This window comes from Neobacillus sp. FW104-15D2 (assembly GCF_058790155.1).
Genome location: NZ_JBYTCJ010000006.1, coordinates 95,077 through 106,824 on the forward strand (window position 1 = coordinate 95,077; position 11,748 = coordinate 106,824).

Sequence of the window (11,748 nt, forward strand, 5' to 3'; positions counted from 1 at the left end):
CTCCCTCCTATATACTTGCTTTTTCCGAAAGGCCTGCGGGCCGTTCAGGATTTATCTGATGATTTTGCACATCCTCCAGTACTTCATCGGAGGATGAAACCATTACGAGTGCTGCATCCTTTGTGGTAAGAGCCTGAACCACTTTTACAATTACAATGGCAGCCATAGAAATGGCTGTGACTATCCCAATTCCGTATAGGAAGGAGAGAGGAAGCCCTGTGGCCGGCGCAGTACTGTTCATATTCAAAATCGTCATATCCCAGCTTCCAACGAGCAGAAGATATAAAACATATAAAACTAGTAAATTACTTATGATAAATACAACCTTTTTTGCTTTTTGCGGTAAAGCGTTTACAATAATATCCACTCCAAGGTGCATATTGTCTTTCAGTGCCGCAATGGCCCCAAGGAATACCATCCAGACGAAGAGGAATCTGGACATTTCCTCTGACCAGGTAATACCTGAATTAAATACGTACCGCAGGACAACATTCCCAAAAACGAGGATAGACATGAATGACAGAGAGATGGCAATAGCCCAGTTTAGAAGTTTACCAAAAAAATTGCTTATTTTTTGCAGCATTCTTTCTTCCTCCTTTTATTTAGCTTCATCTTTTATTCTCTTAACCAAGTCTTTGGCCCATGGATTTTGTTTATAGATATCATCGTATAAAGGCTGTGCCCTTTTCTCCATTTCAGCTTCGAATTCGTCGGATGGAGTTGTGAATTTAACTTTGTGTTCCTGAAGGAACTTCTTATCGCTTTCATAGCTCTTTTCAAGAAGATCAAATTCATAGTCTGCGGCTTCTTTTGATGCTTTTTCGACTATTTTTTGCTGTTCCTTCGTTAAGCCGTTCCAAAATTTACTGTTTATAATGTAAATGTTAGGACTAAACATATGCTTGGATTCCAAAACATCACTTTGAACCTCATACCAGCCTGATGCCCTTAGCGTTGCAATTGGGTTATCCTGCCCATCAACTACCTTCTGCTCCAACGCTGAAAATACTTCTGAAATTGGCAGTGGGGTTACGTTCGCGCCAAGCAATTTCCCAAGTGTGATGTAGTTGGGGATGTTCGGCATTCTAAGGCGCAGTCCCTTTAAGTCATCCATACCCTTAATAGTTTTATTGGAGGAAATCATTCTGAATCCATTGGCACTCCATGCTAGAGGCTTTACACCCTGCCCTTTTTCAAGATCAGCAGTTAATTCTTTGCCTATTGGCCCATTTAAAACTTTTTTTACATGGTTAAAATCCTTGAAAAGGAAGGGCCATTCAGGAACAGCCATTTTCGGAACGTCTGCCTGCATGATCAACCCTGGTATTCCCATTTCAATAGTCCCGTTCCGGACCCCATCATAAAATTCTTTTTCTGCACCTAATGTACTATTTGGGAAAATCTTAACTTGAAGGCTACCATGAGATTCTTTTTCAACAATCTTTTTGAATTTTTCTTTGAGGGCAATATTCTGAGGGTGATCTTCTGCAAAATAGTCAGCAACTTTTATAACCTTCGGAGGGCCACCGCCTGCTGTACTTTTTGTTTCAGCCTTTTGGGTTCCACTGCACCCAGTTAGAACCATAGATGTACTTAAAGCAATACCTGCGGCAATTGAAAATATTTTTTTCATTTCTTTAACACAGCCCCTTTTATTTGGTTTAATGTAAGCGGTATCACGAACCTGTAAAAAAATATATATTTAAGTAACTCCTCCTTTTTGTTTTATATTATAAAACACGGTTTTTAAAAACAAGGAAAAAAGAAAGCTAGATTTACCTTTCCTGCCACCGTTGTTTTACATTATAAAACTAAATACTATAATTTAAAATAATCCGTGCTTTTATAATAATACCAAATTTTCTGACTTGTCAATAATCTTATGGGCTTATTTCATATTTTTTCTCCACTTATGGAATTGATTTTTCAGTACCCCTTACTTATATAGACCTTTTAACCATAGCAGCGAAGCGCTTTTACTTTTATTATAAAAGAAGCCCAAGGAATATATCATCGTACCAAACAGCTAAAAAAATGATTTTATTTTTTGAATTTTTTTGTATTAACTGACTAATATTTAGAAGAACTTTATTTTACAGTGGAATTGGGCAGCGAATTCTTCGACCAAACCGAGCATTAATAATTGGAAAAAAAGAATCATCCTTGTTGAAATAATATTCGTTAAAGGGTATTAAATTAGATAACGAATCGTGAACTGAAGCGCCGCTGTGTTACGTTATTGATAAGATGCTTTTACATGTGAAAACTGGCATTACGGTTCTCCTATGTTATAATTTAAATATAAAATAGAAGTTTTCAAACAGGAGGTTAAAATGAAAACTTTTAAGTTAGTATCAATGGAAATATTGGAAAATGACATTGGAATTAATATTCCTCTCAAAGACGGCCTTATTATCAACAAGGAGGATGAAAACTCCACCTGGATTCTTGAGGCCTATACAGAACTTGAAAATTTTAACTATCTCCAATCTCTGCAGGAAAAAAAGAACGACATTATTGTTCAAGCGGTCATTACAAAAAAGGAAAATGACCCAGCTTATTTTCAGACCAGAATTATCTCATTAAAAAGATTTGAAAATAGTACGAGCCTGCTTCTTGAGGGGCATTTGCGCCGGGCTCGGAGTAATTATTCCGAATTACTGCTTGAAAGCTTAATTAAGAGAGATCTGGCTGGAGACGCACTTTTAACTGAATTTAAAGACAAAATGAAAAGCAAACCGCGAATAAAGTAGGAAAAGGACAGGGCAGCCTGTCCTTTTTGTTTTACTCGTCTTTTTTATCTTTGTCGTTCATGTCGTTGCGGTCTTCAATAATATCTTCAGGAGGTGTGTTATTATCCTTAGAAATGTCTCCATCGTTTGGAGTATTTTTGTCTTCTTTCTCAGGATAGTGATTCCGATTTAAGTTTTGATTAGGCGTATTGCGATTGTTCGGTGTGTTGTCCCTTAGATTATTATCACGAATATCATTCTTGTTTACATCATTATCCCTAACATCCGGAGTATTGGTGGTTGGAGGCGGCGGGTTGTTGTCATTCTTATTATTGGTACATCCAGCCAGCATTAACACAGATAAAAAGGCCCCTCCAATTAACATCGCTATTTTTTTCTTCATCGGTAAATCCCCTTTCATATTTGGTCTGATTTTAGATTGCCCAACAAAGAAAAAAAGTTGCGTTATTTGAGTAATGGTGGATTTTGGTACTAAAGAAAAAAACCGGCTGTTTAAGCCGGCCCCAATTATTATTCTTTTTTATCACCAAGTGCAAATGTGATTTCTGTTTCACAGACAATTTCTCCATCAACCGTGGCTGTTCCTTTACCTTTACCAATTGGACCGCGCAGACGTGTCATTTCGACTTCCAGTCGCAATTGGTCCCCAGGTCTAACCTGCTTTTTAAAACGGCAGCTATCAATACCAGCAAAAAATGCGAGGCGTCCACGGTTTTCTTCCTTTATCAGCATAGCGACCGCACCGACTTGGGCAAGTGCTTCTACAATCAGTACGCCAGGCATAACAGGGTAATCCGGAAAATGGCCATTGAAGAACTCTTCATTTGCCGAAACATTTTTGATACCAACAGCTCTTTTTCCTTCTTCAATCTCCAATATTCTATCTACTAACAAAAATGGATAGCGGTGTGGAATGATTTCTTTAATTTGTGTTACATCCAACATTTTAGTACCTCCTACTAGGAATAGGTGTTTAATTCATTTTACTATTATTACTATACAAAAAGGAAGGGAATTGTCCCTTCCTTTTTATTTTTCTTTGATAACTATATCGCGAATATGTGTATAGGTTGATTCCTTTAGAGCATCCATTGGCTTCCCATGTCCGACTACGCCATAGCCAACAACCAATCCGCCAAAAAAACAAACTACTATCAAGAAAAGTACAATAAGAACTCGCAGCCAAATAGGGAATTTGCGCTTTCTGCGCTTGATTTTAATAATTGCTTCGTTTTCCCTTTGTTCAGCTTTTTCCTTCTTAATTTGTTCTCTAGTTATAGGCTGATTTTGGTCCATCGGCATTTCCTTTATTCTCCCTTTAGCGGATTCCATTTACGAGCCCCATCATTTGATCAGCCATTGTTATCGACCTGGCCTGAAACTGGTAGGATCGCTGGACATTTAACAGGTCCGTCATTTCCTTAGACATATCGACATTCGATTGCTCCAGTATCCCCTGTCCGACAGAAGCCTGCTGGCGAAGTGTTCCATTTAATTCAGTAAAGACACCTTGAACCTGCCCGGCGTTTTGGGTTAGGCCAATTAAATTAGCCCCTTTTTGTTCAAAAAATTGCGGTTTATTAATTTGTATCATACCCAAATTAAATGATTGAGTAGTACCGTCAGTCATTTTTGCGGAAAGCCTGCCATTTTCATCAAACTTATACTCTGAAGCATTCCCTTGGATGATAATAGGTTTGTTGTTTTCATCAAGGACCGGATTTCCTGCTGCATTCACAAGCATAACCTCATTCTCGGCCACTGGTGAAACAGAAAGCGCCCCATCACGGGTGTATTGTACCGAGCTATCTGTTCCATTCTGAACAAGAACCTTGAAATACTGCCCTTCCTTTTGAAGAGCAACGTCCAGAGAGCGTCCTGTTGGTTTTAACGAGCCTATAGACATATTGATTTGAACCTGGCCGAGTCTTGCACCTGTTCCCTGTCTGATTCCATTTGGAGTTAGGCGGTTTGCTTCAGCCTTGGTATCAGGCTGGTTGTTAAACTCATTGTATAGCAGGTCGTTAAAATTCGCCTGCCTGCTTTTAAAACCTGTTGTGTCAAGATTAGAAAGGTTGTTACTTATTATGTCCATCTGTTTTTGTAATTGATTCAGCGTATTTGTTGCCGTAATCATTGTCTGATTCATAAAAATCCCCCTCTCTGTGGAATTTTATTAGTTCACTCTGCCGATTTCATTCGCTGCTTTTTCCATACTTTTATCATAAGCCTGAAGAATCTTTTGATTCGCTTCGAACGAGCGATAAGCGGTTAGCATATCTGTCATTGTCCTGCTTGCATCAACATTCGATCTCTCCAGGAAGCCCTGCTGGGTTTTAAAACGAACACCCTGCTGGCCATAGGCATTGGCAAGCGGTGTTCCGTCTTCGGTCCTGTAAAGGCCCTCACCTTCTTTAATCATACGAAGGGGATTATCTGAATAACCAGCTCCAAGGAGAGCTTTTTCCCCGTTTGCTCCAGTAATTTCTCCATTTTCGTCAATAGTAAATTGATCGCTGGAAAGCTGGATAGTACTGCCCTTTTCATCAAGTACGTAATATCCATTGCCCATTGTTAAATAGCCCTGTGAATCAAGTGTAAAGTTTCCGTTCCGAGTATAGCGGATATCACCGTTTGGATTTTGAACGGTAAAAAAGACTGAGCCTTTTTTTTGAGCGTCTGTCGGCATAAGTACATCGATTAATGCAACATCTGTTTTACTGCCGGTCTGCTGAACGTCTCCCTGGACGAAATTGGGCATAGCCTCCTGCATATAGACTCCGGTATTCAGGGGTCCAACTGTTTGATTGTCAGGTATTGAAAAACCATTTCCGGCTGGAACCTCTTTTTGTCCAAAACGTTCTAATAGCATTTCCGGGAAAGCTCTCATTGAAGATTGATCAGCTTTATATCCGGGAGTATTGGCATTAGCCATATTATTTGAAAGCATTTCCGTCCTGCGCTGCTGCGCCAGCATACCGGAAGCAACGGTATAGAATCCTTTAAACATCCTTTTACACCTCATTATCCACTTATAAATAGGCGGAATATATTTCCGTTCAAACCACTTACTCTCTATTATAAAAAATAATTCCTAAATAAACATTACTTTTTTGCAGAAAAAGACGATTTCCAGAAAAAACCTGTCGAAAATTTGTGATAATTTAGGATTAAACCATATAACTATTTTAGGTAGAGGGAAAACATGCAAGATTTTAGGCATAAAATTTATGTTGCCTTTATATCTACGGTTTTAATTAGTCTCATAATTTTGGGCCCGGCATTTTGGATTGTTACCCCTTTTGCATTTCCACTATTTTTAATTTTCAGTACCGGTTTTTCTTTTCTCATTGAAAAGTTATACAACTTCTTAAATATAAAGAAGTGGTCCTATTTTATTCATTTAGTTTTGTATTCAGCTGCCGGTTTCTTAGCTATATTAATTTTCTGTTCGACTAGCAACGAGGGTATTCATTCAGCCCCTTTAATGGCCTTATTTGGTGTTCCTGTATCTATCCTATATTTCCGTATACTAATGATGATAAGAAAATTAAGGTCTGCATTGAGCAAAAAGAAAAAAACCTGACGGGTTCCGCCAGGTCTGGTCATTAGCTTAATTTTCTTTTTGCAATGCGATCGATATTATCGAGCATGATTCCAGTTCCAATTGCAACACAATCCATTGGGTTTTCTGCTACAAGTACCGGAACCTTTAATTCTTCTGCTAATAGTGTATCAATTCCGTGCAGCAATGCGCCGCCTCCAGTCAGAATAACACCACGGTCAATAATATCCGCTGACAATTCAGGAGGAGTGCGTTCAAGAACACTTTTTGCAGCCTGTACAATAACCGATACTGACTCACGGAGCGCCTGTTCAACTTCCTCAGACCTCACAGTAATGGTGCGAGGCAGCCCGCTTACCATATCACGGCCGCGTATCTCCATTTCCTCCGAACGGGAACCAGGGAAAACAGTGCCAATGTTAATTTTAATATTTTCAGATGTACGCTCACCAATCAATAGCTTGTACTCACGTTTGATATAGTTAAGAATCTCATTATCAAACTTATCTCCAGCCATTTTAATCGAGGAAGAAGTAACGATATCACCCATTGATAAAACAGCGACATCTGTTGTTCCGCCGCCGATATCGACAACCATATTACCATAAGGCTGAAAAATATCCATTCCGGCACCGATAGCCGCTACTTTAGGTTCTTCTTCAAGATAAACCTTTTTGCCGCCGCTTTTTTCTGCAGCTTCCCTTATCGCTTTTTGCTCAACGCTTGTAATATTCGTTGGGCAGCAAATCAAAATGCGTGGCTTAGAAAGAAATCCTTTAACATTCAATTTATTAATAAAATGCTTCAGCATTGCTTCCGTCACATCAAAGTCTGCAATAACGCCATCTTTTAATGGGCGGATGGCCACTATATTTCCAGGTGTCCGGCCTACCATACGGCGAGCTTCTTCACCAACCGCTAAGACTTTGTTAGTATTTTTATCAATTGCTACTACAGAAGGTTCATTCAATACGATTCCACGGCCTTTAACATGAATCAGCACGTTGGCCGTTCCCAAATCAATCCCAATATCTCTAGCAAACATCCTTTATTCTTTCCTCCTTGGAACGATTCCTTTTACTTTCCCTAATTGTCTATTTTATCACAATGATTTCAAATTCAATACCTTTTGAGAAAAAATATGCATTTTTTTGGTATTAATTGTAGTAAAAAAGGAGGATTAATGATGGGTAAAACCCTGGGGATTTTAGAGGGGTGTTTTGTTTGGCGGCTTAGCCCTATGTTCTGCTAATTCAGCAGGATTAGTAAATCCTTTAACTAAGCCGCTTCATCTTAAGTAAATTTTTATTACTTAACAGGTTCACCTTCTCTTTCTTCTTTCTGGTACTTCATTTTTGTAGCCTCTCCGCCGCGCAAATGGCGTATGGATTTATGGTAATCTAAAATTCCCTTTACTTCATTGGCAAGGTCTGGATTGATCTCTGGCAGCCTTTCAGTTAAATCTTTATGGACTGTACTTTTGGATACGCCAAACTCCTTCGCTATAACGCGAACCGTTTTTCTCGTCTCCACGATATACTTTCCAATCTTGATAGTTCTCTCTCTGATGTAATCGTGCACACCACTCGCCCTCCCCAAATTGGATGTGAGAAGTGTGAAATGAGACCCGCTTATCACTCCGACGAAATTCTGCTTCCGCATATTCCCTCATGCGGCAGAAAGCAATGCTTTCTCAATATACAAGGATTAATCATGTCCCCGGCTAAATACCCGTTGCCTTCAAACGACTCTTCACCTCAAACACTCTCTTTGATAGGTTTGTAACATTGTATTAGCCTGTTTAAGGATATATGCACGAAAAACACAATCAGGACAAGGTATATGAGAAGTTTTTTGAAAATTGGACGTATTTGCAGATACCTGAGAAAAGGGAGGGTCTCAATATTGATGAAATTTTTTGCCAAGTTTCAACTATTTCCCGAGAAATTTGTCAAACACTGCAAAAAAAGGGCAAAAGAAAAAACACCACTTAGAAGTGGTGCTTTCGTCATTGCTCTTTCAGGCTATCGACAGAAACACTTTGTTTTTGATTAGGATTATCGAGTGGATGAATGGTGGCCATCCCTTTATCCTGGTCAACATGTTCGATATAAATGCTTGATCCGTTGTACATCACATTTGTCGTTTCTGATGAATCACAAATTTGCTGTGCCCTTTTTGCGTCCATTTTCCAAGCCTCCATTTCTTTTAAAACAATTAAAGTATTTGTCCCTTATCTGTTAAATATTCTTTAGAAGAAAAATCCCCGGCCAATTAAACCAGGGATTATCTTTGTATTATTTATTTTTTGCTTCCTCATAAACGGATCTAACCAATTTAACAGGCACCTGTGAGCCGCCGCTGTCCTGAACGCCTTCCACCAGCATTGCAACCAGCAGGCTCGGATTATCTGTATTGTAGGCTACGAAGAAACCATTTTCTGTTCCTTTTTCACCCTGTTTTTTCTTTAACTCTGCAGTTCCAGTCTTGCCTGAGAGTGGGTATCCTGGAATGTCAGCACGGTGAGCTGTACCCGCAGAATCACCGACAATCTTACGTAGAATTGGAGCGATGGTACCAACTGCTTGTGTAGAAATAACCTGCTCCTTCAACACTTGATTTTTCTGGTCGGACATAAGAAGGACCGGTTTAATCATATTCCCGTTATTTACGAAAGGAGTATAGGTATCCATTAAATGAACAATATTTGTTTGAATCTGCCCTTGTCCGTAGCCAGAGTCAGCGAGTGAAATTTCACTTCCCATTTCCCCCGTTTTAGGAGTTTCCAGCGGGAATGGAAAATCAGACTCTGTTTCAAAACTGAACTTTTTCAAGCCATCAATGAATTTATCTTTTCCCAGCTTTAATGCTGTTTGTGCAAAATAAATATTGTCAGATTGAATTAGCGCTGTTTCGAGATTGACCGGGTTTGCCTCATGTACACGTGTAACAAAATAGCCGCCCCAGGATTTATCCTTCTGCCACTGCTTGCCAGAAATATTGATACCCTCTGCTGGATTAATTGCATTATTGTTTAACGCGATTCCTGCCGTTACAGGCTTTAAAGTAGAACCTGGCGCATATCCCTGCTTGAAGCGTGTAATCAACGGTTTCTGCGGATTGTCCTCCAGCGCTTTCCACTGTGCCTGTGAAGCTCCTAGAGCAAGTGGATTCGGATCAAAGGAAGGTGAGCTTACTAATGCAAGCACTTCACCGGTTATTGGATTCATGGCTGAAGCTGCACCTGCTTTGCCCGCCATTTTTCCAAAAATATTCAGCTGAAGGTCGGCATCAATAGTCAACTGAACATCCTTTCCATCTTCAACTGGCTTTTCCGCTAATACATCCTGACTGCCGTCCTTTTTCTTAATGGCAATTTTAACACCACTCTGGCCTCTTAGCTGGTCTTCATAAACCTGTTCAAGACCCCTCTTACCAATCACATCGCCGGCTTCGTAGCCTTTATCCTTTAACTTCTCAATATCCTCAGCTGTTACTGGTCCAACATAGCCAATCAGCTGTGCAGCTGCTTCTTTATAGGGATAAACCCTCGCTTCGACCTTCTTTGTTTGAACGGGTTCAAGCTTAATTAGCTCCTGAATTCGCGCCTGGTCATCTTTTGCCACCTTTTTGAGGGGTACAAAGTATTCAGGTTTAACCCAGGTTGCGGTGATTGCCTTATTGATCTGATCTGGAGTCATGTCCAGGAGCTTGGATAATTGTGCGATGACCTGTTCCTTCTGATCGCCCATTTTCTCGGGAACAACTCCCACTTCGTAGGCTTCTCCATTAACGGCAAGCATTTTTCCATTGCGGTCAGCAATCGAGCCTCGCTTAGGGGTAGTTGAAGAAAGACCGATTTTATTTCCTTCTTTTAGCTGAGGAAAAATCTGTGTAGTATCCCAATCAACATACCAGTTCTTTTCTTCTTTTTTTAGCTTGGCTTTCTGGGTAAAATCAATTGGCCCCGCCACGCTGTTCATTTTTGCCGTATAGGAATAGATGACATTTTCGCCCTTCGGCTGATCATCTTTTTTCGGCTTTTTGTATTGCACCTTTAAATCCTTAATCTGCAGGTCTTCATATATCTTTTGATAACGGCCGACAAAATCTTTTTTGCTAATAGACTTTTTCGCATCCTTTGATAAAAATCCATACATCTTATCAAAGTCCTTTTTATTCCACGAATCGATATAGCTAGCAAATCGATCCTGCGGCAAGGGTTCCTTCGTACATCCGGCAGTTATCAAAAAAAACATGGCCGCCATAATTATTAGACTCCATTTTTTCATCAATCTTCCCCCTTTTTCCTCTATTTTAGCATAACGAAATTTGAGGGACTAATAAAAGGAAAATCCAAACAAAAGACAGCAGGATTTCTCCTGCTGTCCCGAAATTTTATTATGAGTTAGAGCTGTCTTTGGAAGATTCTTCTGAAGGAGTTTTGCTGTCATCAGATTTACTTTTTTCAGACTTGCTGTCGCTGGATTTTTCCTTTGACTTGCTATCGCTGGAATCTTTAGACTTTGTGTCAGTAGCATCTTTAGATTTAGAATCAGTTTTTTGATCCTTGGAATCGTCAGTTGCACCTTTTTCATCAGGAGTGCTGCTTTGGTCATCAAGTTTGCTGTCATGCCCTTGTACACCCTCATCAGATGCAGCTGGTGTTTCATCAGCCTCTACTAATGCACTCAGTGGCTTGTCCAGATAAGTTTCTGGGTTTACAGCAACACCGTCTTTGCGGATTTCAAAATGCACATGCACGCCTGCTTTTTCATTAAACAAGCTTTGACCGGCACTTGCAAGGACTTGTCCCTGTTCAACCTGATCGCCAACCTTAACCTTCACGTCTTTAACAGATTGATATTGAGTTACAATACCTTTGTCATGCTCCAATTCAATCACATTGCCAAGCAGCGAATCTTCCTCTACTTTTGTAACAGTACCGCTTAGAGCCGCAACAACGTCAAATGATTTACCATCCTTCGACTTTACATCAATACCAGAGTTAGGAACATACTTATTGTCGTAATAGACTAATGCTGCTTCCTGATCTGATTCTTTGCCTTTAAAGTCGTAGAACTTTTTCTCTATAACAGGGGCTACAGATTTACTTACTGGCATTACGAAATTTTCGAGTGCCCGGCTAACTTCTACTGCCGGATGATTATTATTTTTGCCGGCAATATCGTTTGCTTTGTAACCGAATTTGTCTGTCGCACTGTTACTGTTTTGGTACCATAGGACCGCCGTCAGGATAATTGCAGCACTTGCAATATAGATTGCTGGGAATACCCACCGCTTTTTGAATAAGCGTTTAAAACTGGAGCCTTGAGAAGATCTTTTTTCTTCCTCTCTCATTTTCATCACCTCAGCAATCAGTCTGAACAGATCGCTAGAATTATATACATTCGGCAAAAAAAATTTTTC

The 11,748-nt window shown here is 39.8% G+C and carries 13 protein-coding genes; 1 reads left to right on the plus strand and 12 read right to left on the minus strand.

Features of this window, described 5'->3' with window-relative positions; translation table 11 throughout:
- Positions 1–7: 7 nt before the first annotated feature.
- Together AC3WR0_RS07075 and AC3WR0_RS07080 are read right to left on the minus strand one after the other, a co-directional pair.
- Positions 8–583 (minus strand): TRAP transporter small permease, encoded by a 576-nt coding sequence (locus AC3WR0_RS07075; protein WP_492551642.1) that lies wholly within the window; start codon positions 581–583, stop codon positions 8–10.
- A gap of 15 nt (positions 584–598) precedes the next feature.
- Entirely contained in the window at positions 599–1,633 is a 1,035-nt protein-coding gene (locus AC3WR0_RS07080; RefSeq protein WP_492551643.1) for a TRAP transporter substrate-binding protein, read from the minus strand.
- 700 nt (positions 1,634–2,333) lie between these two features.
- On the opposite strand from AC3WR0_RS07080, the gene AC3WR0_RS07085 reads away from it, so the two are divergent.
- Positions 2,334–2,753, plus strand: a complete 420-nt coding sequence (locus tag AC3WR0_RS07085; RefSeq protein ID WP_027322200.1) for a YwpF family protein — start codon at positions 2,334–2,336, stop codon at positions 2,751–2,753.
- Positions 2,754–2,784: 31 nt separating this feature from the next.
- Here AC3WR0_RS07085 and AC3WR0_RS07090 read toward each other — a convergent pair whose 3' ends face one another.
- The 10 genes from AC3WR0_RS07090 to spoIIQ all read right to left on the minus strand — a co-directional run bounded on the left by AC3WR0_RS07090 (position 2,785) and on the right by spoIIQ (position 11,679).
- Entirely contained in the window at positions 2,785–3,135 is a 351-nt protein-coding gene (locus AC3WR0_RS07090; protein WP_492551644.1) for a hypothetical protein, read from the minus strand.
- Between the two features lie 128 nt (positions 3,136–3,263).
- The gene (gene fabZ, locus AC3WR0_RS07095; protein WP_492551645.1) at positions 3,264–3,698 is read right to left on the minus strand and encodes a 3-hydroxyacyl-ACP dehydratase FabZ; all 435 of its coding nucleotides are present in this window, start codon (positions 3,696–3,698) and stop codon (positions 3,264–3,266) included.
- 84 nt (positions 3,699–3,782) lie between these two features.
- Positions 3,783–4,085, minus strand: a complete 303-nt coding sequence (locus tag AC3WR0_RS07100) for a DNA-directed RNA polymerase subunit beta (protein ID WP_492551646.1) — start codon at positions 4,083–4,085, stop codon at positions 3,783–3,785.
- A complete protein-coding gene (locus AC3WR0_RS07105) occupies positions 4,072–4,902 on the minus strand; it encodes a flagellar hook-basal body protein (RefSeq protein ID WP_492551647.1) in 831 nt (276 codons plus the stop codon). Before AC3WR0_RS07105 ends, AC3WR0_RS07100 begins: the two co-directional genes overlap by 14 nt.
- A 27-nt stretch (positions 4,903–4,929) precedes the next feature.
- Positions 4,930–5,763 carry a flagellar hook-basal body protein gene (locus tag AC3WR0_RS07110; RefSeq protein WP_492551648.1) on the minus strand — a complete coding sequence of 278 codons (834 nt, stop codon included), beginning with the start codon at positions 5,761–5,763 and terminating at the stop codon, positions 4,930–4,932.
- A gap of 598 nt (positions 5,764–6,361) precedes the next feature.
- A complete protein-coding gene (locus tag AC3WR0_RS07115) occupies positions 6,362–7,363 on the minus strand; it encodes a rod shape-determining protein (protein WP_492551649.1) in 1,002 nt (333 codons plus the stop codon).
- Positions 7,364–7,626: 263 nt separating this feature from the next.
- The gene (gene spoIIID / locus AC3WR0_RS07120) at positions 7,627–7,899 is read right to left on the minus strand and encodes a sporulation transcriptional regulator SpoIIID (RefSeq protein ID WP_492551650.1); all 273 of its coding nucleotides are present in this window, start codon (positions 7,897–7,899) and stop codon (positions 7,627–7,629) included.
- A gap of 427 nt (positions 7,900–8,326) precedes the next feature.
- Entirely contained in the window at positions 8,327–8,506 is a 180-nt protein-coding gene (locus tag AC3WR0_RS07125; protein ID WP_492551651.1) for a small acid-soluble spore protein H, read from the minus strand.
- Between the two features lie 109 nt (positions 8,507–8,615).
- Positions 8,616–10,610, minus strand: a complete 1,995-nt coding sequence (locus AC3WR0_RS07130; RefSeq protein WP_492551652.1) for a penicillin-binding transpeptidase domain-containing protein — start codon at positions 10,608–10,610, stop codon at positions 8,616–8,618.
- A gap of 109 nt (positions 10,611–10,719) precedes the next feature.
- Positions 10,720–11,679, minus strand: a complete 960-nt coding sequence (spoIIQ, locus tag AC3WR0_RS07135) for a stage II sporulation protein SpoIIQ (protein ID WP_492551653.1) — start codon at positions 11,677–11,679, stop codon at positions 10,720–10,722.
- Positions 11,680–11,748 lie beyond the last annotated feature (69 nt).